The organism is Deinococcus ficus, assembly GCF_003444775.1.
Lineage (GTDB): Bacteria > Deinococcota > Deinococci > Deinococcales > Deinococcaceae > Deinococcus > Deinococcus ficus.
Genome location: NZ_CP021081.1, coordinates 163,165 through 187,547, shown reverse-complemented (window position 1 = coordinate 187,547; position 24,383 = coordinate 163,165). Strand labels below are relative to the sequence as shown.

Sequence of the window (24,383 nt, the reverse complement as noted above, 5' to 3'; positions counted from 1 at the left end):
CGGGTATGCGATCGCTGGTGCTGGTCGGTCACGGGTCTCACCGCAGTGGGGACGCGGCGGCCCCGGTGTACGCCCTGGCCGAACGGCTGCGCGCCCTGAACGCCTTCGACGAGGTCCTGGAGGCCTTCTGGAAGGACGACCCGTCGCTGCGGCAGGTGCTGCGCACCGCGGCCAGCACGGACGTCACGGTGGTGCCGCTGTTCATCGCGCCGGGGTACTTCACGGACGTGGTCCTGCCGCGCGAGCTGAACCTGGGCCACCAGGGCCCCGTGCCGCCCGAGGGCATCGCCCGGGTGATGGGCGCCCGCACCGTGCGCTACACGCGGCCGTTCGGCACGCACCCCGCCATGCGGGACGTGATCCTGGCCCGGGTGCGCGAGGTGCTGCCGGACCTGCCGGCCGTCCCGGAGGTGGGGGCGGCGCCGGACGTGGCGCTGGTGCTGGTCAGCGTGGCGGGCGGCGACCCGCACGCGCACGGCCTGGAGGCGCACGCCGGGCAGTTGCGGGATACGGGGCTGTTCCGAGAGGTGCGCACCGTGGCCGCGCCGGAAGGCGAGGCGCCCGGAGGCGCGTGGCTGGAGGGCCTCACGGCGGCGCAGGTGGTGGTCGTGCCGTTCAGCGCGTCGGACGCGGCCCACACGCGCACGGCGCTGCCCGCCCGGCTGGGCCTGCCGGGCCCGGTCACGGCCCTGCCCGGCGGGCCGACGGTGCAGTTCACGGCGGCGGCGGGGACGCACCCGGACGTGGCGCAGGTGGTCTTGCAGGTGGCGGCCGACGCGCACAGCGGCGCCCGCGAGGGGGACGCCGAACGCGCCCATCACGCCGCCTGGGACGCCCTGCGCACCCTGGTCAGCGGGGAGGCGCGGATCGGGGAGCTGCTGATCACCCCGCAGCACGGCGTATACGAGTTCCGGCACGCGCTGGACCAGGGCACGCCCGGCAGCGAACTCACCACCATCGTGACCACTGAGGGCCTGCGTGACCACGCCCGCACCGACGACCGCGGCCGGCACCGGCCGGTGCGGACCTTCCGGACCCTGCCGCGCGGCTGGCGGGCCGTGATTCACCCGGCCGAGCTGCGCCGCGCCCTGCACGACGTGTACCCGGCCGTGACCGAGGAGGCGTACGCGCACGGGTGCTACACCCTGCGGGCCACGCCCTGGCCCACCACGGCCCGCCGCCAGACGGGGTCATACGCGCGGGTGCAGAAGGCCGGCCCGGACGTGCTGGCGCGGGTTACCAGAGACGTGTGCGGCCAGTGCCTGCGCACGCCGCTGTGGGCCGGGGAGAAGCTGCCGCGCACCTTCCTGGAGGGCGTGCCGGGGGCGATGCCGTGCGCGGAGGCGTGCACGTACCTGATCGCGCACGTGCGTGAGGAGTTGCGGCCGGACGCGGCCGGGCACGTCCAACCCGACTGAACAGGAGGGCCCGGGCGGCCTTGAGCGGGTGTTAAGGTTGAGCAAGGCAGCCTGCGACGGCTGCGTGTTCGGTTTGCCGCCCACCTGCTCCTTCCGTGCGTGTTTCCCGCAGGTTCCGGCGTCCTGTCCCCAGCCCTCTCCCCTTTTCCTTCCAGTTGCATCCCGCGAGATGCCCCGCGCCCAGGTTCACGCCTGCACCCCGCGGTAAGTCCGTCCGAGAGGCGGCATTGGAGGTCACCGCATGCCCAGCACCGCGACATTCCAGGCGCCACCCCGCACCGGCCGGGGGGCGCCTTTCCTACTTTCCCGGGAGACCAGACCATGACCAGAGGCGAACTGAAGTACGAGGGCAAGGCCAAGCGCGTGTACGCCACCCCCCACCCCCACGAGTACGTGGTGGAGTACAAGGACGACGCAACCGCCTTCAACGCCCAGAAGCGCGGCGAGTGGGCCGGGAAGGGCGCCACGAACAACGCCATCACCGCGCACCTGTACCCGCAGCTGGAAGCGGCCGGGATTCCCACACACTTCCTGGAGAAACTCTCCGAGCGCGAGCAGCGCGTGAAGGCCGTGACCATCGTGCCGGTGGAGGTCATCGTGCGCAACACCGCCGCCGGCAGTTTCAGCAAGCGCCTGGGCATCGAGGAGGGCACGCCGCTGTCCCGGCCGGTCGTGGAGTACTGCTACAAGAGTGACGCGCTGGGCGACCCCCTGATCAACACCGACACCGCCGTCGCCCTCGGCTGGGCCACCGCCGAGGACCTGACCCGCATCCGCGAACTGGCCCTGCAGGTCCGGGACTTCCTCGTGCCGTACTTCGCGGCGCGCGGCGTGAACCTGATCGACTTCAAGCTGGAGTTCGGCAAGCTGCCCGGCGGCGAGATCGTCCTGGCCGACGAGATCAGCCCCGACACCTGCCGCTTCTGGGACGCCGAGACCGGCGAGAAGCTGGACAAGGACCGCTTCCGCCGCGACCTGGGCGGCGAGGCCGAGGCGTACGCCGAGATGCTCCGGCGCGTCACCCGCCCCGCCTGACCTGCCCCCCCCGTCCCCCAACCCTGCCCCGGAGTGATCCCATGCCCAAGTACCACGCCAAAGTGTTCGTGACCCTGAAACCCAGCATCCTCGACCCGCAGGGCCGCACCGTGGAACGCGCCCTGTCGCACCTGAACCACACCAACGTGGGGACCGTGCGCATCGGCAAGTACATCGAGCTCACCCTGAGCGGCGAGCGCGCCGACGTGGAAGGGCAGTTGCGGGACATCACCGAGAACGTCCTGAGCAACCCGATCATGGAAGACGCCCGCTGGGAGCTTGAGGAGCTTCAGTGACCCTGCCCCGGACCGTCAGGCTGCAGGACAAGTTTGACGCGTTCAGCGACCACTTCTCCCCGAAAGTCATCGGGGAACTCAACGGCCAGCACGTCAAGGCCGTCAAGTTCTCGGGCGAGTTCATCTGGCACAGCCACGAACACGAGGACGAACTGTTCCTGGTCACGCGCGGCACGCTGCTGATGCGCTTCCGGGACGGCGAGCAGCGGGTGGGCGTGGGGGAATTCATCATCGTGCCCCGCGGCGTGGAACACCTGCCGGTCGCGCTGGACGACGAGGTATGGGTCCTGCTGTTCGAGCCCGCCACCACCGTCAACACCGGAACGGCGGGCGGCGAACGCACCGTCACCGACCTGGAGAGGTTGTAAGCATGAAGACTGCTGTGATTCAGTTCCCCGGAAGCAACTGCGACGCCGACGCCCTGCACGCCGCGCAACTGCTGCTGGACGCCGAGGCCACGTTCGTGTGGCACACCGAACCCGCCCTGCCCGAGGGCACCGAACTGGTGTTCCTGCCCGGCGGCTTCAGTTACGGCGACCACCTGCGCAGCGGCGCCATCGCCGCCCGCAGCCCCATCATGCAGGCCGTGAAGGCCCACGCCGAGGCCGGCGGGTACGTGCTGGGCGTATGCAACGGCTTCCAGGTGCTCACCGAGGCGGGGCTGCTGCCCGGGGCGCTCTCGCGCAACAAGGACCTGCACTTCATGTGCCGGCCCGTGCACCTGCGCGTGGAGAACAACGCCACCCACTTCACCAGCGCGTACGCCCAGGGCCAGACCATCGAGGTGCCCATCGCGCACGGCGAGGGCAACTACTACGCCGACGCCGCCACCATCGCCGACCTGGAAGCGCAGGGCCGCGTGGTGTTCCGCTACACCGACAACCCCAACGGCAGCCTCAACGACATCGCCGGCATCATCAACGAGCGCGGCAACGTGCTCGGCATGATGCCCCACCCCGAACGTGCCGTGGAACTCCTGCTGGGCAGCGAGGACGGCCGGGGTGTGTTCCAGAGCCTCAAGACGGTGAAGAAATGACCACCCCCAGCACCCCCAGCCTGCGTGACCGGGCCGGCACGTTCGGCCTGACCGCCGAAGAATTCGATCTCGCGACCTCCCAGATGGGCCGCGAGCCCAACGCCCTGGAAGCCGCGATCATCGGCGCGATGTGGTCCGAGCACTGCGGGTACAAGAACAGCCGCCCGCTGTTCCGGCACTTCCCCACCACCGGCCCGCAGGTCCTGCAGGGCCCCGGCGAGAACGCCGGCGTGGTGGACATCGGGGACGGGTGGGGCGTGGCGTTCAAGATGGAAAGCCACAACCACCCCTCGGCCGTGGAGCCCGTGCAGGGCGCCGCGACCGGCGTGGGCGGCATCCTGCGCGACATCTTCGCGATGGGCGCGCGGCCCTTCGCGGTGCTGGACAGCCTGCGCTTCGGGAACCCCGACAGCCCCCGCACCCGCTTCCTGGTGAATGGCGTGGTGGACGGCATCGCGCACTACGGCAACGCCATCGGCGTGCCCACCGTGGGCGGCGAGGTCACCTTCCACCCCAGCTACCAGGAAAACCCCCTGGTGAACGTGATGGCGCTGGGCATCATGCGCCACGAGGACCTCGCGAAGGGCACCATGGGCGCGGTCGGGAACCAGATCGTGTACGTGGGTTCCAAGACCGGCCGGGACGGCCTGGGCGGCGCGGTGTTCGCCTCCGCCGACCTGAGCGACGCCTCGCAGGCGGACCGCCCGGCCGTGCAGGTGGGCGACCCCTTCATGGAAAAACTGCTGCTGGAAGCCACCCTGGAGGCCATCCAGGCGGGCGTGGTGGCGGGCGTGCAGGACATGGGCGCCGCCGGGCTGGTCAGCAGCACCTGCGAGATGGCGTACCGCGCCGAGCTGGGCATCACCATGGACCTGGACAAGGTTCCCACCCGCGAGGAAGGCATGGTCCCCATGGAACTGTGCCTCTCGGAATCGCAGGAACGCATGATCCTGGTGCCCGTGCCCGGCCGTGAACAGGAACTGCACGACCTGCTGGCGAAATGGGAACTGGACGTCGTGACCATCGGGCAGGTGGAGTCGCACAACAACTACCGCCTGACCTGGAAGGGCGAGGTCGTGTGCGACCTGCCGGTGGCGCTGCTGAACGAGGCGCCCAAGTACACCCGGGAAGGCGTGGAATCCGACGAGATCAAGGCCAAGCGCGAGGCGGACCTCAGCGGCGTGCCGGTGCCCGCCGACCTGGGCGCGGTGCTGGTGGACCTGCTCGCCCACCCCACCATCGCCAGCAAACGCCCCATCTTCGAGCGGTACGACCACCAGGTCATGACGAACACCGTCGTGGTGCCCGGCGCCGCCGACGCCGCCGTGATGCGCGTCAAGGGCAGCGGCATGGGCGTGGCCGCCACCAGCGACTGCAACCCCCGCTTCGTGTACCTCGACCCCTACACCGGCGCCGCCGCCGCCGTGGCCGAAGCCGCCCGCAACCTCGCGTGCGTGGGCGCCACGCCCCTGGCGATCACCGACAACCTGAACTTCGGCAACCCGCACCGCCTGGACGTGTACTACCAGCTGCAGCAGGCCGTGCAGGGCATCGCGGACGCCTGCCGCGCCCTGAACACACCCGTCACCGGCGGGAACGTCAGCCTGTACAACCAGTACGTCGAGGAAGGCCGCACCGTCGCCATCCATCCCACCCCCACGATCGGCATGGTGGGCGTGCTGCCGGACGTGACGCGGCGCGCCACCCTGAACCTCAAGGCCGCCGGGCAGACCCTGATCCTGCTGGGCGAACACGCCAGCGACATCGGCGCCAGCCACTACCTGGAAACCGTGCACGGCCAGGAAGCCGGACGCGTGCCGACCCTGGACCTGACCCGCGAGGCGAAGGTCATCGAGGGCACCCTGTCCCTGATCCGCGCCGGCCTGACCGACACCGCGCACGACTGCGCCGAGGGCGGCCTCGCCGTGGCCCTGGCCGAGATGGCCATCGCCGGGAACCTGGGCGTGCGCGTTCAGCTTGAGGCGTCCGAAGGCACCCGCGCCGACGCCCTGCTGTACGGCGAGGCGCACGGCCGCGTGATCGTCGCGGTTCCGGACGCCGGGGCCGCCGAGGCCACCCTGCGGGACCTGGGCGTCCCGTTCAGCCGACTGGGCGAGACGGTGGACGCGCACAGCGTCACCATTGCCCTCCCGAACCAGCACGTACACTTGAGCGTGAACCTCGACACCCTGCGCCACGCCTGGGAGCGCCCCCTCAAGGACATCCTCGCGTGATCTTCGACCCCGCCACCGACAAACCCCAGGACGAGTGCGGCGTGTTCGGCATGTACTCCGCGCCGCCCCTGGACCTGGCATGGTTCACGTACCTGGGCCTGTTCGCCCTGCAGCACCGCGGGCAGGAAGCAGCCGGCATGTGCGTCAGCGACGGGGAACGGTTCCACGTGGAAAAAGACCTGGGCCTGGTCACCCAGGTGTTCGACGAGCGCCGCCTGGACAGCGTGCGCCTCCCCAACGCCAAGGTCAGCATCGGCCACGTGCGCTACAGCACCACCGGCAGCAACCTGCGCTTCAACGCCCAACCTCTGACCACCCGCACCAACAAGGGCATCCTCGGCCTGGCCCACAACGGCAACTTCGTCAACGCCCTGGAAGTCCGCAGCGAGATGCTCTCCCAGGGCGCGCTGTTCCAGACCACCAACGACAGCGAAGTCATGCTCAACCTCATCGCCCGCGAGAGTGACCTCGACCTCATCGAGGCCACCGCCGCCGCCATGAAACGCCTCAAGGGCGGGTACGCCTGCGTCCTGATGAGCCGCACCCAGCTCATCGGCTTCCGCGACCCCCACGGCGTGCGCCCCCTCGTCATCGGCCAGCGCGAGGACGGCGCCTGGGTGCTCGCCAGCGAACCCTGCGCCCTGTACGCCGTCGGCGCGAAACTTATCCGCGACGTGCAACCCGGCGAACTCGTCTGGTTCGACCGCACCGGCCTGCACAGCCTCACCGTGGACGCCAAGGCCCCCACGCCCTGCTCCTTCGAATGGATCTACTTCGCCCGGTCTGACAGCCGCCTGGACGACGTGGACACCCACGAAAGCCGCATCCGCATGGGCGTCCAGCTCGCCAAGGAAAACCCCGTCCACGCCGACGTGGTCGTCCCCGTGCCCGACAGCGGCATCGGCGCCGCCATCGGCTACGCCCGCGAGAGCGGCATTCCCTTCGACTACGGCCTGTACAAGAACCCCTACGCCGGCCGGACCTTCATCGCCCCCACCCAGGAAGCCCGCGAGCTGAAGGTCAAGATGAAACTCTCCCCCACCAGCGCCGTGAAAGGCAAACGCGTCATCCTGGTGGACGACAGCATCGTGCGCGGCACCACCAGCCGCCAGATCGTGAACCTCCTGCGCGAAGCCGGCGCCACCGAAGTGCACTTCCGCGTGTCCAGCCCCCCCATCACCCACCCGTGCTTCTACGGCATCGACACCGCCGCCCGCAAGGAACTCGTCGCCAGCACCCACAGCATCGACGAGATCCGGCAACTGATCGGCGCGGACACCCTCACTTTCATCAGCGAACAGGGCCTGCGCGACGCCATCGGCGGCCCCGGCCTGTGCTCCGCCTGCTTCACCGGCAACTACCCCGCCGGCACACCCCTCCTGAACGACGTGGACAAACTCGCCCTGGAAGTGTAAAGAGCAGCCACCGGGAAACCAGAAAAGGGAAGCTCGCCCAAGCTTCCCTTCTGTCTTTTTGCCCAGTCAACAATCCACAGGTTGTGCTGGTCGCGCTACTCCCAGACCAGGATGCTCAGCTCCGAAACGCGGTCCGTGTCCTCCACCTTCTCTTTGAGCTGCTCCAGATACAGATTGAGCTCACAGGTATGAGAACCGATGACCTTCTCGAAAGCAATCTGCCCACGCCTGAAGTTGCCAGGGTCCTGCGGCAGGATGCGAAATGGACCGAACTTGTCCTTCAACGCTCCCACGGTGATGCCCTGGCCTGGCTTGAATTGCGCTTTCAGGGTCACCTGATCCTGTGAGGACAGGAAATAAACCAGGAGCTTCTCGAACTCCGGTGGAGCCGACGTGACGGTCCGAAAACCTGGGCCATTCAGTTCATCTTGCTGATGCTTGCCCAGTCGGCTGGCAAGAGTGTCCACGGAGGGGTTCTCGATGAGAACCTGACAGATGCGGACGAGCGTGGAGGGTAGGTCTGACGAATTTAGGGGAAGCTGGGTCATGGTCGTAGGATCTCCGCGACAAGCGCTAAGGAACATAGAGAGCATGAGCATTCGCAGGACTCTTCTGACTTCAACTACAGATTTCATGGCGTCTCCGGCCTGAAGTTGAAGTTACGGGCAACCTGTTTCTGAACATCCCAAGCGTCACGTTCCTCGGGAAGCGCAAGGTAGGCAGGGTAAGCCCCATCACGTTTGGCGCGCTGTTCCGCTAGAAGGCGGGAAAACCGATTAATCCCCGCCTGAACCATGATTTTTTCTCTGTTGAGGTCACTTTGCTTCTGGCCGGTGGCTGTTTTCAGCTGTCCATTGATTAGATGAAGCTGCGCCTGGAGACGATTCAGTTCTGCTGTATTGGCAGCGATGGCGGCATCAAAATTCATATTCAAATCTCGAAGGACCATAGCTCTGTATGTCCGCTGGCTGCCGAAGTAGGACTCAAACCATTCGCGTGCCACGATGCCCTGAGCACTGCCCGGTGGAATCGGCTTTTTCATGGCCGCCTGTACCTGCTTCCCCCTCATCGAGGTGATCTGTTTGATCTGCGTGACAGTCATGCCCCGCCCAGCCAGATAACGGAGGACCTGCATAAGCTGATCGGCGTGGCGGACCTCGTGATACAGGGTGGTGAGCATCTCGTCCACCTCTTCCGGTGAAACCTGCCTCCGGCTGAACAATGATGAGTTCAGAGCCAGTTCCCATTTCTGCGGGGAGAATGCCCCCCGCTCTTCCGTGGGCATATTGACCAGCAGAAATTCGGGCTCATAGACGCCGGCAGCAGCGAGCAGTCTATTCAGCAGTGAGTACACCGCTTTCAGGCGCTTGTCCTTCGTCGCCAGCGAGGCCCATTGGTCGCTGAGCGCCTGGGCATTCTTCGCATATGCCGCCGCTGTTTCAGGGCGAGCGAGTCCTGTTGGGAACATTTTGGAAAGCTGTTCGGGATTGAGTACGCCTGTGCTGGGGTACACCATGCTGGTCTTCCCGTTCTTCAGGGATACCTCCCGGTCGCTCGAGATGAAGAGGTTATAACTGGCCTGCCATCTGGCGACTGCCTTGACAAACGCGATGTCCGGTTTGCCGGTGGCTGGCGTATTCAGTTTCTGCTGGACTTCCTTGATCACAGCAGGCGTGAAGATGCTCGAATTTGCGCGGTACCAGGCCTGCGCCTTCTGAATCTGTACAGGGTCCAGTGCCGGGCGTGGCTTTCCACTCCTATCAGCCACGTAGCCAGGAGCAGGGGTCAACCAAGGATCTGCCTCCGCCTGACTCGCAGTGGCCTGGGCCAACCGAAGAGACATTCCATTGGTCAGTGCCGTGGGCTTCAGCTGCGCACCAGTGGGCCCCGCACTCCCCATAGAGCTTGCCTTTGGGGCTGGCGGACGTGATTTGGAAGGTTCAAAGCTCATACAGCTCCCGAGAAGAGAAGGAGAGAAAATGGGGACCGTCTCCGGAAGTGTACTTCCACGCCATGGACTCTGCGGGAAGAAATGTGCGTGCCCGTAATTGTTTCCATGCATATTCAGGCACGTTTCAGTCCCCGGACATGTACGTCCGGGGGCACGGAGTAAACGTCTACTTTTCGGTGCAGGTCAGGGTCACGGTGACGGGCTGGGCGTGGTAGAGGAGATCGCCGGGGTGCGCGCCGGGCAGGGCGCTGGGCGTGGTGATGGTTTCAGGGGTGGTGCTGGTGGCATTGCTGCCCTGGACGGTCTCACCCTGGGCGTACAGGACGTCGAAGGTGTGGGGGGTGGTGCCGGGCGTGGCGGGGCAGATGGCGTGGAAGGGCACGCTGGTCTGCTCGGCGCTCTCCAGGGTGCCGGTGAGGGTTTTGATGGTTTGGTCGCGGCCGAGGGGGGTGACCTGGTAGTGGACGAGGGCGGGAGCGGGCCCGGTGTTCTGGAGGCTGACCTCGGCGCGTTCGGTCTGGTGGGGGCGGGTGGTGAGCTGGAAGGTGGTGCCGCCGGGGAAGTGGGTGCTGGCCGGGCGGCGCAGGTGGATCTGGGCGCTGGCGCGGGGCAGGAGCGCGGTTTTCGTGGGGGTGACGACGTCGTGGGGGGCGGCGCAGGCGCTGTACAGGCGGGCTTTCGTGAAGGGAATCTGCCAGTCCTCGCCGGTGGGCTGCCCGGCCGCGTCCAGGGGGGCGAGGCGGCCGGTGGTGAGGTCCTGCCAGGCGGCACCCAGGAAGTCGTAGTTCTGCGTGAGGTACCGGAAGTTGCCCTTGCCGGGGAAGGCGATGGTGGTCATGACCTTGTACACCTGGTGCTCGCCGCTGGCCTTCCACCCGGTCGCCAGGGGGTGCACGACGGTGCGGGTGCCGGGGCCGACGCTGCCGACGCGGGTGAGGGCGGTGCCTTTCAGTTCGTACTGCACCCAGTTCCCGGCGGTGATGTCCAGGCGGAGTTCGTGGTCGTTCCGGATGGAGAGGCGCAGTTGCACGTCCTGGGCGCCGTCCAGGCGGTACACGAAGGTCTTGCCGGGGACGCTGGTGGTGTCGCGGGGCAGGTTGCGGGTGCCGCCCGGGCCGGCGACCGCGATGAAGGGAATCCAGCTGCCGTCGTAGTTCACGTACACGCCGGCGTCAGCAGCCACGCCGGCCTGGGGTTGCCCGCCCAGGTACACGTAGGGGAAGGCGGTGGGTGTGGCCTGCACGGCAGGGAGGGTGGCGGTGCCCTGCACGAAGTTCACGGGGCCGGTGCGGCCGGGGTCGGTCTGGAGCCGCAGGTAGGGGCCGCTGGGTTCGTTGCGGCAGGTGAGGTACGTCAGGAAGGGATCGTCGCCTTCTGTGGCGCTGGCCTGGGCGGTCAGGGCGGCGCTTTCGGTGGTGTCGGTGCCGGGGCGGCCCTGGAACACGCCGGGGTCGATGCCGATGTCCGGGGCGGGGGCCTCGCCTTCCTCCAGGCTGGGCCACGTGGCGGGGTTCAGGACGTCCGCTTCCACGGCCTGCGGGCTCAGGGTGCCGGCGGGTGGGGGGGTGGCGGCCGGGGGCGTGCAGGCGGCGAGCAGCACGGTCAGGGCGGTCAGAAGCGGAACGGCGGGAAGACGCTGGGGCATGCGGGAACCTCCGGGGCTGGATTGTGGGGCTGGCCCGCATGGTAATCCCGCGGGGCGGCGGGCGGGTGAAGATCCGGGCCGCGGGGGCGTAAGCTGCCCTGACCATGGCTCTCCCGTCCCGGCCGGCTTCTGCGCGTGCGCCGCTCACGCTGGCGCAGCGCAGCAACTTCTTCCCGCTGACGGCCTGGGGGTATGCGTGGTGGCGGGCGCGGTCGCTGTCGTTGCTGTCCGGGGCGCCGTTCTCGCTGGAGCGGGAGGCGCGGCTGTTCCGGGTCCTCGCGGCGCCGCAGCCCGGGGAGCGGTGGCTGGACGCGGGCACCAGCGCGGGTTTCTACGCGGGGGTGCTGGCGGGCGCGGGCTGCCGGGTGGTGGCCCTGGACCTGAGTCCCGCGATGCTGCGGGTCGCCCGGGAGCGGGAACCCTCCGAACGGATCACGTGGCAGGTGGGGAACGTGGAGACGCTGGGGGTCCCGGAGGAGCGCTTTGACGGTGTGGCGGTGGGCGCCACACTGAACGAGACGGCCCGGCCGGCCGTCTTTCTGCGGGCACTGGAGGCGCAGTTGCGCCCGGGGGGGCGCCTGTGGCTGATGTACGCGGCCCCGGCGGGTGGGCCGGTGTCGCGGCTGCTGGGGCGGCTGGGCGGCCTGAGCTTCCCGGACGCCGCGTGGGTGCAGGGGCAGCTGCCCGGGTGCACGCTGGTGCATGCGGCGCGGTTCGGGGCGGTGCAGGTCATGCTGCTGCGGCGGGAGGAGGGGGCGGAGGTCGGGTAGGCTCGGGGCATGCCGCCTCTCCGTTCACAGGTCCAGCCGGGATTCACGGTGGACATCGTGCAGAAGCAGGACCAGCCCACCGGGAAGCTGACGCGCGGGGTGGTCGCGCAGCTGCTCACCCGTTCACCCTCGCACCCGCACGGCATCAAGGTGCGGCTCACGTCCGGGCAGGTGGGGCGCGTGCAGGCGGTAATCACCGGGGACGGCGCGTGACCGTGCCGGAAGGCTGGGCGCTGCTGGAGGGCGTCCGGGCGTTCGCGCTGCCGCATTACCGCGCGCCGGACCGGGCGTACCACGATGACGGGCATGTCCGCGTCATGCTCACGGCGCTGGGCGTGCGGGGGGTGCTCACGCCGGCGCTGGCGCTGGCCGTGTGGGGCCATGATGTGGTTTATGACGCCCGGCGCCACGACAACGAGGCCCGCAGCGCCGATCTGATGGACGACTGGCTGGCCGCGAAACAGGCACCGGCGAGCGTTCGGGCGCGGGTGAGCTCCATGATTCTCGCCACTCGGCACGCGGAAGCACCGGCCACGCAGGAGGAGGCCCTGCTGGTGGACGCCGACCTGGGCATCCTGGGCGCATCGCCGGGGCTGTTCGCGGCGTACGACGCGGCCATCCGCCGGGAGTACGCGCACGTCCCGGACGCGGCGTACCGGCCGGCCCGGCGGGCGGTGCTGCAGGGGTTTCTGGACCGGCCGCGGCTCTACGTCACTCCGGAATTTGCTGACCTGGAGGCCCAGGCGCGCATGAATCTGCAGGGCGCGGTGGCGGCCCTGGCGGACTGAAGCCACAAACAGAAGCACCGCCCTCTTTGCGGGGGCGGTGCACTCAGGTGAGGAGGGGGGCGTCAGTCGGCGGCGCTGCCGTGGCTCTGCGCGGCGGCGGCCTCGCGGGCTTCCTCGGCCTTCTGCTCGATCTTGGCCTTGATCTTCTTCTGGGTGAAGCCGGCCTCGCGTTCGCGCTGGTCGAGCACGCTGCGGATGAAGCGGATGTCGTCCTCGATGCCGGGGATCACGACCTGTTCCAGCGCGTTCACGCGCCGGGAGGTTTTCTTGATCTCCTCGCCGATGCGGCGCAGCTTCGTTTCGGTCGCGGCGACGCGGACGATGGCGTCCATCACGCCGCCGAAGTCGGTGGCGGCCTGGATGGTGCGCGCGCCGACGTTGATCGGGCTGAAGTTCGCCTGCCGGGCGCGTTCGGGGATGTTGATGCGGGGCACCTTCACGCCATACACGCTCTCGATCTCCATGTCCACGGCGTAGTCGCCGGTGCCGGCCAGCGAGAGGCTCTCGACGGCTTCGGGGCTGTCCCAGGCTTTCGCGCCGAACAGGCTGGTGTAGGCGCCCTTGCTCACGCCGCTGAGTTCCTCGCGGGCGGCCAGGGCGTCCTTGACCAGGGCGAAGAATTCGCCGATGAGGGCGTCGCGTTTGCGCTTCAGGAGGTCCGCGCCGCCGCTGGCGGTTTTCAGGCTGGCTTTGCTGGCCAGCATGGCGCTGCGGGTGGGGCTGATCTGTCCTGCCATGTGTTATTTCACCTCCTTTTCGTGTGGGGTGGGTGGGTGGGGGCTCTGGTCTCCCCCACCCGGGCGGGGGTCAGATGCTGGCGCTGCGGCTGCCCTTCCACATCTCGTCCATCTTCTGTCCGTAGAACTTGTCGATGGCGTCTTTGCTGATGCGGGTGAGCTGGCTCTGGGGGAGCTTGCTGAGGATGCCCCAGGCGACGGTCAGGCTGTCTTCGATGCTGCGGTCCTGGTTGCCCTGGCCGATGAAGTACTGCTCGAAGTCGTCGGCGAACTTCAGGTACAGCTTGTCGGTTTCGGTCAGCGCGTCTTCACCGGTGATGGCCACCAGTTTGCGCAGGTCCAGGCCGTTGGCGTACGCGGCGAACAGCTGGTCGCTGATGTTCTTGTGGTCGGCGCGGGTCTTGCCCTTGCCGATGCCGTTGCCCTGGAGTCGGCTGAGGCTGGGGAGGGGGTTGATGGGGGGGAACACGCCCTTGGAGTTCAGGGTGCGGTCCACCACGATCTGCCCTTCGGTGATGTAGCCGGTCAGGTCGGGGATGGGGTGGGTGATGTCGTCGTCGGGCATCGACAGGATCGGGATCTGCGTGACCGAGCCGGGCTTGCCGTCCACCACGCCGGCGCGCTCGTACAGGTTCGCCAGGTCGGTGTACATGTAGCCGGGGAAGCCGCGGCGGCCGGGGATCTCTTCACGGGCCCCGCCGATCTCGCGCAGCGCCTCGCAGTAGTTCGTGAGGTCGGTCAGGATGACCAGCACGTGGTAGCCGTGCTCGAACGCGAGGTACTCGGCGGTGGTGAGCGCCATGCGGGGGGTGAGCAGGCGCTCGACCGCGGGGTCGTCGGCCTTGTTCAGGAACAGCACGCTGCGGGCCAGGGCGCCGGTGCGTTCGAATTCCTGGGTGAAGAAGCTCACTTCGCGCTGGGTCAGGCCCATCGCGGCGAACACCACGGCGAAGTCACCCTCGTGGCCGGGCACCTTGGCCTGGCGGGCGATCTGCGCGGCGAGTTCGTTGTGCGGGAGGCCGCTGCCGCTGAAGATCGGGAGTTTCTGGCCGCGGATCAGGGACGTGTTCACGTCGATGGTGCTGATCCCGGTCTGGATGAACTCCTCGGGTTTGGCGCGGGCGGCAGGGTTCATGGCCTGGCCGTTGATGTTCAGGCGCTTTTCCGCAACCACTTCGGGCAGGCCGTCGATGGGGCGGCCCAGGCCGTCGAAGCGGCGGCCGACCATTTCCTTGCTGACGCCCAGACGGGCCACGTCTTCGACGAGGCTCACGGAAGCGGTGGCGAGGTCGAGGCCGCGGGTTTCTTCGAACACCTGGATGACGGCGTTCTTGTCGGTCACGCTGATGACCTGGCCGCCGCGCATCTTGCCGCTGGCGTCCTTGATGTTCACGATGGCGCCGTACGCGAGGTCGCTGGCGGCGTTCACGAACAGCAGCGGACCGGAGATGTACGCGACGTCGTTGTATTCCTTCTGGAGAAGGGTCACGCTTTCACTCCCTTAAAGGTCTGGTCGAGTTCGTCCATGACGCCCTCGCCGTAGGCCATGAACTCGTTCTCGTGCACGTAGCGGGCGCGGGCGAGTTTCTCCACGACGGGGTTCTGGATGATTTCGTCGATGGTGAGGCCGCTGCGCAGCCCCGCTTCGGCTTCGTCGTAGAACTTCAGGAACATCTTCATCAGGCCGTAGTTCTTCGGCATGCTGCTGCTGGCGTCCACGGCGTCGTAGCCGTTCTGCTGCAGGAAGTCCTGGCGGAGCATGCGGCCGGCCTCGATGATCAATCTCTCGTTGTCCTGCAGGGCGTCCGGGCCGACCAGCTGCACGACTTCCTGCAGACTGGCTTCCTGCTGCAGGAGGTTCTGCACGCGCTGGCGCAGTTCGGGGAAGTCCTGGCCGATGTTCTGGCGGTACCAGCTTTCCAGCACCGGGGTGAACAGGCTGTAGGAGCCGTTCCAGTTGATGGCGGGGAAGTGGCGGCGGCGCGCCAGGCCGGCGTCGAGGCGCCAGAAGGCGCCGGTGATGCGCAGGGTGGCCTGGGTGACGGGCTCGGACATGTCGCCGCCGGCGGGGCTCACGGCGCCGATCACGCTGACCGCGCCGTTCTCGCCGGCGAGGGTGTTCACGGTGCCCGCGCGCTCGTAGAAGGCGCTGAGCTTGGCGCCCAGGTAGGGCGGGTAGCCTTCTTCGGCGGGCATTTCTTCCAGGCGGCTGGAGATTTCACGCAGCGCCTCGGCCCAGCGGCTGGTGCTGTCGGCCATCAGGGACACGCTGTAGCCCTGGTCGCGGAAGTACTCGGCGAGGGTGATGCCGGTGTACACGCTGGCTTCGCGGGCGGCCACGGGCATGTTGGAGGTGTTGGCGATCAGGATGGTGCGGTGCATCAGCGGTCCGCCGGTCTTGGGGTCGACCAGTTCCGGGAACTCGACGAGCACGTCGGTCATCTCGTTGCCGCGTTCGCCGCAGCCCACGTACACCACGATGTCGGCGTTGCCGTACTTCGCCACGCTCTGCTGGGTGACGGTCTTGCCGCTCCCGAACGGACCGGGGATCGCGGCGGCGCCGCCCATGACCAGGGGGAACAGGACGTCCAGGATGCGCATCCCGGTGAGGAACGGCAGGCTGGGGTCGAGTTTCTTGGCGACGGGACGGGGCGCGCGCACCGGCCAGTAGTGGGCGAGGCGCAGCTTGGTGCCGTCTTCGAGTTCGGCGATGGTCTCGTCGATGTTGTAGCTGCCGGCCGGGGCGATCCACTTGATCTTACCGCCCTTGTCGGGGGGGGTCAGGATCTTGTGGGTGAAGCTGAATTCAGGCACGGTGCCCAGGATCCCGCTGCCGCTGATGGTGTCGCCGGCCTGCACGCTGGGCGTGAAGTCCCACTGCTTGGTGCGGTCCAGGCTGCTGACTTCGATGCCGCGGGCGATGAAGTCGCCGGACGCCTCGCGGATCTTGTCCAGGGGGCGCTGAATGCCGTCGTAAATGCCGTTGAGCATGCCGGGCCCGAGTTCCACGGACAGGGGCAGGCCAGTGGTTTCCACGGGTTCACCGACGGTCAGGCCGGCGGTGTCCTCGTACACCTGCACGAAGGCGGTGTTGCCGTCGAGGCGGATGATCTCGCCCACGAGGCGTTCCTTGCCCACGCGCACGATGTCGTACATCTTCGCACCGTACATCCCGTCCGCAATCACGGCGGGTCCGGCGATGCTCTGCACGACGCCTTGCTTGTTCTGCGTCATTTGTAGCTCCTTGAGAAAGAGTTCGGGGGTGAGGCTGTCCGGGGTGGGCGGCCCACCCCCGGAACGTCTTTACAGTTTGATGTCGAAACCGATGGTGTCCCGCACCAGTTTCCCCATGTACGCCTTGGCGTCCACGGTGTCGCTGGCAAACGCGTCCCGCAGGCTGGGGATCGGCAGCAGGATCGGCAGGTCCCGGCCGCGCATCACGCGGGCGGTGGCGGTGGCCGGGTCGGGGATCAGGCCGGTGTCCACGGCGATCAGGCCGTAGGTGCCGTCCTGAATGGCCTGTTCCAGCACGCTGACGGCCTGCTCGGCGTTCGTTTCGATCACGCTGGCGCCCGCGAGGCGGTAGCCGGTGGCGGTTTCGGAATCGGTGAGCACGGCCACCCGCTGGGTGGTGCCGCTCTTCGTGGCCTGGGTCATGCCTGCACCTCGCGGCGGATCTGTTCGGTGGGCAGGTTGTAGTACTTGCCGCGCCCGATGAGTCGCAGTTTGGCGATCTCCATTTCCTTGCGGCGCAGGAAGTCCAGGATGATGCCCACGCCGTCGCTGTCGGCGACGCTGATGGTGCGCGCGGCCCTGTCCAGCACGGTGCGGGCGGCCACCTCGGCGTCTTCCAGGGTGGGCGCTTCCAGGATCGCGGCGGCGTCGGGGACGCTGCCGGTATCCCCGGCGCTCAGGCGGGCGTAACCGCCAGCGTCCAGGCTGCCGCCGGGCACGAACAGGCTGGGGTCCACGGCCTGGCCCTTGCTGCTGCGCGCGATCAGGGCGTTGGTCACGTCGATCTCGCGCTTCAGGTAGGTTTTCAGGCTGTTGTCGCGGGCGACCTGCAGGGTGTGCTTGTAGTACCCCTGGTCCAGCGCGACTTCCAGGTCCAGCAGGCGGCTGGTGGTGCCGTAGGCCTGCACGGCCGCGCGGAACGCCTTGGCGAGCGGGTGCCCGGTGAGGCTCAGGGCGGCGGCGGCGCTGGCGAGGTCACTGCTCTGGGCGGCGGTCTGCAGCGCGGCGGGCTTGATGGTGCCGCCGGCGATCAGGCCGTCCAGGACGGCCTCGCTGCCGCGACCGCTAATGATGCCGCGGGCGATGGTCTTGAGGTTCACGAGGTCCCACTTCATCAGCAGGCTCTCGATCTCGCGCCGGGCGTCGCCTTCGGCGAAGCCGAGGACGCGCTGGGTGGTGGTGAAGAGGTTCTGGGAAAGCGCCCGGTCGAGTTCCGGGAGTCCCGCGCCTTCGCCGGTGGCTTCGCGCATGTCACTGGCGAAGTCCGTTTCGGTCAGAACGCGCAGGAATTCCGGGTAGCTGCCCGCGGCGAGCGCGGCGTCAAGGGCGCGCCCGTCGAGCAGTTTGGTCCGCATGACGCGGACGCGCGTGTTGATGTAGGCGTAATCGTCGGGCATGAGGGCTGGTCCTTTACTCCGCGAGGATGCGGCTGATCTGCGGGGCGAGTTCGCCTTTCACGCGTTCCAGCCGGCCACCGAGGGTGTTGGTGATGCCGCTCTTCCCGCCGCGCGCGACCACGCGCACGCCGCCCCGGATGCCGGGGTTTTCCCGCACGGGGATGTCGTGCACGAGTTCGCGGGCGAGCTGCGCCTCGGCGGGGTTCACTTCGACGCTTTCAGCGTCGGTGACGACCTCGCGGGCCTGGTAGATCAGCCGGGCCAGGATGTCGCGGTACTCGGGGGCCTGGGTGATCTGGTCGAGGTGCTGGTCGACGAGGGCGTACACCTGGGTCATGCCGCTTTCACTGGCGGTGAGGCGGGCGGCGTTGAGTTCCAGGTCGGCGGCGCTGCGGGCACGGACGATCCCGGCCTGACGCTGGGTTTCCAGGGCGCGCTGACGGCTTTCGATCATGGCCTGGGCGCGCTCCTGCGCGTCGGCGAGGATCTGCTGGGCGCGGCCCTGCGCTTCAGCGCGGATGCGCTGGATCTCGCTCTGCGCTTCGTTTTCGAGGAGCTTGTCGAGGGCCATGGGCTTAGCCGATCAGGAAAAGGGCCAGGAAGCCGAAGATGACGAGCGTTTCGGGGAGCAGGAACACGAGGAGCAGCTGGCCGAGCTTGCTGCTGTCCTCGGCGGCGGCGCCGACCAGGCTGGAGCCGATGCGGGCCTGCGCGACGCCGGTGCCGAGCGCGCCGAGGCCGAGGGCCAGGCCCTTGCCGATGGCGGCGAGGCCTTCGTTGTTGTTGGCGTCGTTGGAGGCCACGGTGTCCTGGGCGAAGCCGGTGGTGGCGAGGGCGAGGACGAGGGCGGCGAGGACGATCTTGTTGGTCTTGGTCATGGTGGTGTCTCCTGTGATTATTTGACCTGCCCGGCGCTCTGCGCGGGGCTGAGGCGACGAAGGGGGTTGTAGGCGGGGCTGGACTCGTTGTTGAACCCGGTGGGGTTCAGGAACTCGACCATGTGAAGACGGATGGGTTGCAGCACGTGACCGATCAAGGTCAGGGCCAGCACGAAGACGTGCAGCAGTGCGCCGATCACGACGCCCAGGATGATGCCGAGGACGCCGATCTGCTCGTACATCGCCCAGCCGAGGTCGGTGCAGAGCTTGGCGAGGATGGCCGAGACGAGGCCCACGGCGAAGATACGGGCGTAGCTCACGACCGACCCACCCTGGGACATCAGTTCCACGGGCAGCAGGGGGAGTTTCCCGATGACGCGCAGGTACCCGACGATGAAGGTCAGGAAGCCCAGGATCATCAGCCACACGCGGGGGTCGCTGAAGTTGGCAAGCGCGCCGAAGTCCTGAGCGGCCTTGCTGATGAAGGCCAGCAGGATCAGTGCGGCGATGCCGCCGAACATGGCGATGCCTTCCCAGAAGTGCAGGCTGTCGCCGTGCTTGCGGCCCTGCTGGATGCGGATCGCCCAGCCCCACAGGACCTGGAGGATGCCGAACAGCAGCGCGAACACCAGGGCGATGTTGGCGAAGTTCTCGGTGTCGAGGCGGGGGAACACGATGGGAATCAGGCCGCTGCCGTGGTGGGCGGCGTCCTCGGTCGCGCCGTGCGCGCCGCCGAAGTGCACGCCGGTCCAGCCCCACAGGGAGTTGAGCAGCTCGTTGTTCATGTAGAACACGTGCATGTGCTCCAGCAGGGTGCCGAAGAATTCACCGGTGAGGAAGCCCCACACGATCGTCCAGGCGGCCATCACGTTCGTGACGAAGCCCAGGTTGCGCAGCGTGTCGGGACTGAGGTACGAGCCGAGCAGCGGGACGTTCCAGCCCTCGCCGCGGCGGGCCTTGCCGAGCAGCCACATGCCGAGCGCCAGGAACAGCAGGCCGTAGCCGATGTCGGCCATGATGATCCCGAAGAAGAACGGGAAGAACCACGCCACGACCCAGGTGGGGTCGAAGGTGCCGTACTTGGGGAGGCTCATCATGCCCATGACAGTCTTCTGGAAGGGCTCCACGTAGGAGCTGTTCTTCAGGGTGACCGGCACGGCGTGGTCGTGGTGCTCGTCCACGGCGTGCAGCTCGAAGCTCACGGCGTCGCCGAAGGCGCCCAGGGCGCCCTGCAGCGCGGGCACGCGGTCCTGCGGGACGTAGCCCTGCATGACCATGCTGTACTTCCCGCGGGCGCTCACGGCGCGCACGTCGTGAATCGCGACGCGGTCTTTCAGCGCGTCACGCACGGCGTACAGCACGGGGGCGTGCTGGGCGGTGAGCCCGTCGCGCTGGCCGTTCAGGGCCTGCAGGCGGCGGTCGCCGGTTTGCCTGATCTGGTCCATTTCCCGCGCGGCGTCGCCCAGGGGCAGGCTGTCGAAGCGCCCCGGGAGGCGCAGTTCGCCCAGGCGGGCCTTGCTGAGGGCGGCGCGGGCGGCGTCGCGGTCGCCGCGCAGGGTGGCGATCACGCCCACGCGGTTGTTCCCGACCGTTTCGGTCGCCAGGGTGTAGCGCTCCGCGAGGGTTTCGCGCAGCGCGGCGTCCAGCGTGGCCGCGTCGTCGGTGGGGGCCAGCACGAAGGGCACCAGGGCCACGCGGCGGCTGCGGTCGAGCCCTCCAACCATGCGGGCCAGGGCGCGGATGGCGTCGCCGTAGCTGCGCTCCACGTCCAGGTCGGCCTGGAGGTCCTGACGTTCGCGGGCCAGCGCGGTGACCGGCGCCGCGGCGGCCTCGACCACGGCCGCCCACTCGCTTTCGGCAGGGAGGCCGGCGGGGGCGGGGCGGTAGGCGCCGAGTTCGGCGATGGTGCTCTCCGCGCGGGCGAGCAACCTCTCGTCCTCGCGGCGGCTGGCGGCGTCCTGACCGGCGAGGCTGCCGGTGTTCAGGGGGCCTTCTGTGATGGGCTTGAGGTGAAGGACCCCGGCGTCTTGCAGGGCCGTGATCACGCGCTCGCTTTCGCGGGTGCGCATGGCGATCACGACCTGCTGCATCGGGATGATCACGGCAGCACCGCCCTCAGAATGTGCTCGGCGGCCTGCTGGATGCGGCCCGAGGCGCGGCTGCGCGTGGCGTCCGCTTCGCTCTGCGCCTGGGCGCGTGCCTCGGCGCGGATGCGGTCACTCTCGGCGGCCAGCTGCTGGTCGAACTCGGCCTGCATGGCCTGCGCGCGCGTTTCCGCTTCGCGGAGGATGCGGGCCGCCTCGTGCTGTGCCGCTTCGACTTCCCGCTTGGCTTCCTCGCGGGCGGCTTCGATCTGTGCGTCCAGCGCGGCCTCGCGGCTCGCGAGTTCACTCAAGACTCGACTTGAAACGTCCAAATCCCTCCTCCTTTCCCTTCGTGAGTTCATTCCTTCCGTGCGAAACTCCCCATCCGGAGATGAGGCGCATGAAGGGCAGAAATCTCACTGATGGCCCGACTGATATGAGACGTCAGACTCAGGGTTTATCGTAACACAGCCTTAAAGTCCCGCTCACGCCGCCGACGTCTGAACCCGGCGGACACACCGGCGCTTGTGAGGGAAAGCACGTAACTCGCGGGGGGACGCTTCCGGGTGAAACCGCCCGGCAAGAGGCGCAACCATATGGGCGGCCCCTTTTCGGAAGCCGCCCACAGTCACCTGTTGTCTGGCAGGGATACCAGGATTCGAACCTAGACAAACAGATCCAAAATCTGTTGTGCTGCCATTACACTATATCCCCAGAAAAATGCCGCCCACATGCGCGCAGGCCCCAGGAGTATAAGAGCCGCTCCCCGCCCGGTCAACTGCCCCGGCCCGCGCCCACCTCCCCGGCCACCTCGCTGCCGGCCGGGTCCACCACGCTCAGGCCCGCGTGCTTCAGGATCAGCTTCTTCTGGCCCACGCCCGGGAAGTACACCAGCACCTCCCGGCGCTCCCCCTGATGAAAGCCGCCCATGAACACGCCCTCCCCGAACTTCGGGTGCCGCAGCCTCAGGGGAGTCGTGCCGCCCACCACCCGCTGCAGCTCCCGGCTGGGAATGCCCAGGCGGGCACTCACCTCCGGCAGCGACAGGCCGTGCAGGTCCAGCAGTTCCCGCGCCTGCGCCGGCCACGACGGCGGCAATTCCGGCAGCGCGTCCGGCACCGGCAGGGCCTCCAGCACCCCGGGCACCACGCCCAGCACGGCCTCCAGGAACGCCCGCGTGGCCGCCTTGTCGGTCGGCCGCCGCTCCCCGCTCGGCAGGTGCGGGCTGTAACAGCGGCTCACAGCGATGCACTCGTAACACCCCTCCGTGTTCCGGCAACAGGTCTTCGCCGTCAGGGTGTACGCCCGCCTCAGCAGGTCGTCCAGCTGCTCGGCCGCCCGCTTCGACACGCCCAGCCCGCCCAGCCAGTCGTCGTACAGGAAGAAGTAGTTGTCCCGCTCGCCCCGGAACGCGCCCGACAGGTCGTTCTCGTCGCAGGCGATGCGCTCCGGCGTCACCTTCTGCAGCAGGTGCTTCAGGGTGTGCGCCACCGCGCCCGGCCGCTCAGTCGCGCGGGCATCCACCCCGATCTCCAGTGCCGCCGTGCGGAAGGGCGGCAACTCGATGGGCTGCTCGTACAGGTGCTCCGAGAGCCGGTGGTCCTGCATGCGGTCCTGAATGCGCCCCCCGCAGCGCACGCACACGCGCTCTGTCGGCCCCGGCTCCCGGTCGCAGCCCACGCACACCCGCTCGAACACCTGCCGCAGCATCTGGTACCCGGTGTAGCGCCGCCGGATCACCACCTCCCCATGCCGGAACGCCAGCGGCCCACGCTTCTCCCAAGGCGTCATCTTCCCCGGCGTCACCTCGATGGCATACAGCCCGCGCGTGTACAGGCTCGCCGCGTCGAACTTTTCCACCAGGATCGCCGTGCCCGCCGGGTGCGCCTCCCAGCGCTTCACCCGGTACCCCTGCCCGTCCAGCGTGAACACCGCGCCCTCGTGCTTCTCCGTCAGGGCGTAATGCTGACTGGGCGACTCCAGCGGCGCGTTGAACGCCGCCGCGCCCAGCCGCTCCCAGTCCCCCTCCTCCACCACGATGAACTTCGCGCTGCCCTCCCCACGCAGGTTCCAGTACCGCTGCCCCGCCGACTCCAGGTCCGGGAAAGGATCCGGCAGCCGCGCCAGCCGGAACTCCTCCGACGCCCGCGCCCGGTGCCGAGGCGCCAGATACGGATTCTCCGACTCCACCACCGCCTTCTCGATCGGGCCGGTCAGCAGCTCCAGGAAATTCCCGCTGTTGCTGTAAAACGCGTCCGCCGCCTGCGGCAACCCCTGCTCGTTCAGGGCCGGCAGGTACAGCACCAGCCCCGGCGCCACCCGCCCCGCCCGGCCCGCCATCTGCCGGAACGCCATGCGCGACCCCGGGTACCCGTCGATGATCACCACCTCCAGGTCCCCGATGTCCACCCCCGCCTCCAGCGCGTTCGTGGCGAACATCACCCCGCTCTTCGCCCGGCGGAACTCCGTGAGCCGCCCCTCCCGGTCGCTGGTGCCCGCCATGTACAGGTGCGCCCGGCGCGCGTACGCGGGATTTGCCCGGTACGTGCCGTACAGCCGCGCCGCCCGCGACCGCCCCCGGAAAAACGCCAGCACCTTCAGCCCGTACCGGTCGCTGGCGTCCATCACCGCGTTCCAGAACCGCCGCGGCTGCCCCCGGTGATCCGCCAGGTAAAAACGCTTCCCGTGCCGCGCCGCGCCCGACTCCCGGACCTCCACCGCCTCCACGCCCGACAGTTCCCGCGCGAACTCCGCCGGGTTCCCGATCGTCGCCGTGCTCAGCACCACCTGCGGCGACGCCCCCAGCGCCCGCGCCAGGTCCAGCAGCCGGCGCAGCATGCCCGCCACCTCCGACCCGAACCCCCCCCGGTACGTGTGCGCCTCGTCCAGCACCACGAACGCCAGCCGCGACAGAAACGCCCGCACCCCCGGATGCGTCAGGGACCAGTGCAGCTTGTCCGGCGTGGCCGTCACCATCCGCACGTCCCGCCCGAACACCTCCACCGGATTCGCCGCCCCCTGAAACGAAGCCACCCCCCACGGAAACCCGCCCCGGTCCCGGAACGCCAGCAGCTTGTCCCGCTGGTCCTGCCCCAGCGCCACCAGCGGGTACACGAACAGCGCCGTGGCCTCCGCGTCCCGCTCCAGCCGCTCGAACACCGCCGGGAAAAACGCCCCCGTCTTCCCGCTCGCCGTGGGCGTCGTCACGATCACGTTCTTCCCCTCCCGCATCAACCGGTACGTCTCCGCCTGATGCGAGTACACGTCCCCGAACCCGAACCCCTGCCGCACTGCCGGCGACCACCCCAGTGCCGCCGCCGACACCGTTACCGCCCCCTGCGGCTCCTCCTCGAACAGGCGCGCCGCCCCACTCCCCAGCGTGTCCCGCAAAAAGCCCTCCAGTCGCGCAAAGGAGGAATCGAAAGGCCGCATCGGCCCAGTGTAGAGGCAAGGCCCCGCCGCGCA

The 24,383-nt window shown here is 68.5% G+C and carries 23 protein-coding genes and 1 tRNA gene; 10 read left to right on the top strand and 14 right to left on the bottom strand.

Annotated features, from left to right (window positions below; translation table 11 throughout):
• The first annotated feature begins 5 nt into the window (after nucleotides 1-5).
• The 7 genes from DFI_RS00850 to purF all read left to right on the top strand — a co-directional run bounded on the left by DFI_RS00850 (nucleotide 6) and on the right by purF (nucleotide 7,434).
• Nucleotides 6-1,418 (top strand): DR2241 family protein, encoded by a 1,413-nt coding sequence (locus DFI_RS00850; RefSeq protein WP_043778395.1) that lies wholly within the window; start codon nucleotides 6-8, stop codon nucleotides 1,416-1,418.
• A 321-nt stretch (nucleotides 1,419-1,739) separates the two neighbouring features.
• Complete coding sequence (gene purC / locus DFI_RS00845; protein WP_027463290.1) at nucleotides 1,740-2,453, top strand: phosphoribosylaminoimidazolesuccinocarboxamide synthase; 714 nt, start codon at nucleotides 1,740-1,742, stop codon at nucleotides 2,451-2,453.
• Between the two features lie 41 nt (nucleotides 2,454-2,494).
• Nucleotides 2,495-2,749 (top strand): phosphoribosylformylglycinamidine synthase subunit PurS, encoded by a 255-nt coding sequence (gene purS / locus DFI_RS00840; RefSeq protein ID WP_022800588.1) that lies wholly within the window; start codon nucleotides 2,495-2,497, stop codon nucleotides 2,747-2,749.
• Nucleotides 2,746-3,117, top strand: coding sequence for a cupin domain-containing protein (locus DFI_RS00835; RefSeq protein ID WP_027463289.1), 372 nt, complete (start codon nucleotides 2,746-2,748; stop codon nucleotides 3,115-3,117). The genes purS and DFI_RS00835 overlap by 4 nt, the downstream gene beginning before the upstream one ends.
• A gap of 2 nt (nucleotides 3,118-3,119) precedes the next feature.
• A complete protein-coding gene (purQ, locus tag DFI_RS00830) occupies nucleotides 3,120-3,785 on the top strand; it encodes a phosphoribosylformylglycinamidine synthase subunit PurQ (protein WP_027463288.1) in 666 nt (221 codons plus the stop codon).
• Nucleotides 3,782-6,019 carry a phosphoribosylformylglycinamidine synthase subunit PurL gene (gene purL, locus DFI_RS00825; protein ID WP_027463287.1) on the top strand — a complete coding sequence of 746 codons (2,238 nt, stop codon included), beginning with the start codon at nucleotides 3,782-3,784 and terminating at the stop codon, nucleotides 6,017-6,019. Before purQ ends, purL begins: the two co-directional genes overlap by 4 nt.
• Entirely contained in the window at nucleotides 6,016-7,434 is a 1,419-nt protein-coding gene (purF, locus tag DFI_RS00820; protein WP_022800592.1) for an amidophosphoribosyltransferase, read from the top strand. Before purL ends, purF begins: the two co-directional genes overlap by 4 nt.
• 95 nt (nucleotides 7,435-7,529) lie before the next feature.
• Here the strand turns inward: purF and DFI_RS00815 are convergent, their stop codons facing one another.
• From DFI_RS00815 to DFI_RS00805, 3 genes are all read right to left on the bottom strand, one after another.
• Nucleotides 7,530-7,982 carry a hypothetical protein gene (locus DFI_RS00815; protein WP_027463286.1) on the bottom strand — a complete coding sequence of 151 codons (453 nt, stop codon included), beginning with the start codon at nucleotides 7,980-7,982 and terminating at the stop codon, nucleotides 7,530-7,532.
• Between the two features lie 83 nt (nucleotides 7,983-8,065).
• The gene (locus DFI_RS20020; protein ID WP_155864563.1) at nucleotides 8,066-9,100 is read right to left on the bottom strand and encodes a hypothetical protein; all 1,035 of its coding nucleotides are present in this window, start codon (nucleotides 9,098-9,100) and stop codon (nucleotides 8,066-8,068) included.
• Nucleotides 9,101-9,551: 451 nt separating this feature from the next.
• Complete coding sequence (locus tag DFI_RS00805) at nucleotides 9,552-11,030, bottom strand: hypothetical protein (RefSeq protein WP_027463284.1); 1,479 nt, start codon at nucleotides 11,028-11,030, stop codon at nucleotides 9,552-9,554.
• Nucleotides 11,031-11,134: 104 nt separating this feature from the next.
• Here DFI_RS00805 and DFI_RS00800 point away from each other — a divergent pair, with 104 nt between their 5' ends.
• Genes DFI_RS00800 through DFI_RS00790 form a run of 3 tightly spaced genes read left to right on the top strand, consistent with a single transcriptional unit; the run spans nucleotide 11,135 to nucleotide 12,588 of the window.
• The gene (locus DFI_RS00800) at nucleotides 11,135-11,800 is read left to right on the top strand and encodes a class I SAM-dependent methyltransferase (RefSeq protein WP_043778393.1); all 666 of its coding nucleotides are present in this window, start codon (nucleotides 11,135-11,137) and stop codon (nucleotides 11,798-11,800) included.
• 9 nt (nucleotides 11,801-11,809) lie between these two features.
• Nucleotides 11,810-12,013 (top strand): YwbE family protein, encoded by a 204-nt coding sequence (locus DFI_RS00795; protein WP_022800598.1) that lies wholly within the window; start codon nucleotides 11,810-11,812, stop codon nucleotides 12,011-12,013.
• Nucleotides 12,010-12,588 carry an HD domain-containing protein gene (locus DFI_RS00790; protein WP_043778391.1) on the top strand — a complete coding sequence of 193 codons (579 nt, stop codon included), beginning with the start codon at nucleotides 12,010-12,012 and terminating at the stop codon, nucleotides 12,586-12,588. The genes DFI_RS00795 and DFI_RS00790 overlap by 4 nt, the downstream gene beginning before the upstream one ends.
• A gap of 62 nt (nucleotides 12,589-12,650) precedes the next feature.
• On the opposite strand, the gene DFI_RS00785 is transcribed toward DFI_RS00790, so the two are convergent.
• From DFI_RS00785 to DFI_RS00735, 11 genes are all read right to left on the bottom strand, one after another.
• On the bottom strand, nucleotides 12,651-13,325 hold the full coding sequence (locus tag DFI_RS00785) for a V-type ATP synthase subunit D (RefSeq protein WP_022800599.1): 675 nt from the start codon (nucleotides 13,323-13,325) through the stop codon (nucleotides 12,651-12,653).
• 70 nt (nucleotides 13,326-13,395) lie between these two features.
• Complete coding sequence (locus DFI_RS00780; protein ID WP_022800600.1) at nucleotides 13,396-14,814, bottom strand: V-type ATP synthase subunit B; 1,419 nt, start codon at nucleotides 14,812-14,814, stop codon at nucleotides 13,396-13,398.
• A complete protein-coding gene (locus DFI_RS00775; RefSeq protein ID WP_022800601.1) occupies nucleotides 14,811-16,559 on the bottom strand; it encodes a V-type ATP synthase subunit A in 1,749 nt (582 codons plus the stop codon). The genes DFI_RS00780 and DFI_RS00775 overlap by 4 nt, the downstream gene beginning before the upstream one ends.
• A gap of 69 nt (nucleotides 16,560-16,628) precedes the next feature.
• Nucleotides 16,629-16,982, bottom strand: coding sequence for a V-type ATP synthase subunit F (locus tag DFI_RS00770; RefSeq protein WP_022800602.1), 354 nt, complete (start codon nucleotides 16,980-16,982; stop codon nucleotides 16,629-16,631).
• Nucleotides 16,979-17,956: a V0D/AC39 family V-type ATPase subunit gene (locus DFI_RS00765; protein WP_027463281.1), complete on the bottom strand. Its 978-nt coding sequence runs from the start codon at nucleotides 17,954-17,956 to the stop codon at nucleotides 16,979-16,981. Before DFI_RS00765 ends, DFI_RS00770 begins: the two co-directional genes overlap by 4 nt.
• A 13-nt stretch (nucleotides 17,957-17,969) precedes the next feature.
• Nucleotides 17,970-18,527 carry a V-type ATP synthase subunit E gene (locus DFI_RS00760; RefSeq protein WP_022800604.1) on the bottom strand — a complete coding sequence of 186 codons (558 nt, stop codon included), beginning with the start codon at nucleotides 18,525-18,527 and terminating at the stop codon, nucleotides 17,970-17,972.
• A gap of 4 nt (nucleotides 18,528-18,531) precedes the next feature.
• Complete coding sequence (locus DFI_RS00755) at nucleotides 18,532-18,834, bottom strand: ATP synthase subunit K (RefSeq protein WP_022800605.1); 303 nt, start codon at nucleotides 18,832-18,834, stop codon at nucleotides 18,532-18,534.
• 17 nt (nucleotides 18,835-18,851) lie between these two features.
• Complete coding sequence (locus DFI_RS00750; RefSeq protein ID WP_027463280.1) at nucleotides 18,852-20,936, bottom strand: V-type ATP synthase subunit I; 2,085 nt, start codon at nucleotides 20,934-20,936, stop codon at nucleotides 18,852-18,854.
• The gene (locus DFI_RS00745; RefSeq protein ID WP_370568081.1) at nucleotides 20,933-21,229 is read right to left on the bottom strand and encodes a V-type ATPase subunit subunit G family protein; all 297 of its coding nucleotides are present in this window, start codon (nucleotides 21,227-21,229) and stop codon (nucleotides 20,933-20,935) included. The genes DFI_RS00750 and DFI_RS00745 overlap by 4 nt, the downstream gene beginning before the upstream one ends.
• Before the next feature lie 329 nt (nucleotides 21,230-21,558).
• Nucleotides 21,559-21,632, bottom strand: a tRNA-Gln gene (locus tag DFI_RS00740).
• Nucleotides 21,633-21,692: 60 nt separating this feature from the next.
• Nucleotides 21,693-24,350, bottom strand: a complete 2,658-nt coding sequence (locus tag DFI_RS00735) for a DEAD/DEAH box helicase (protein WP_027463279.1) — start codon at nucleotides 24,348-24,350, stop codon at nucleotides 21,693-21,695.
• Nucleotides 24,351-24,383 lie beyond the last annotated feature (33 nt).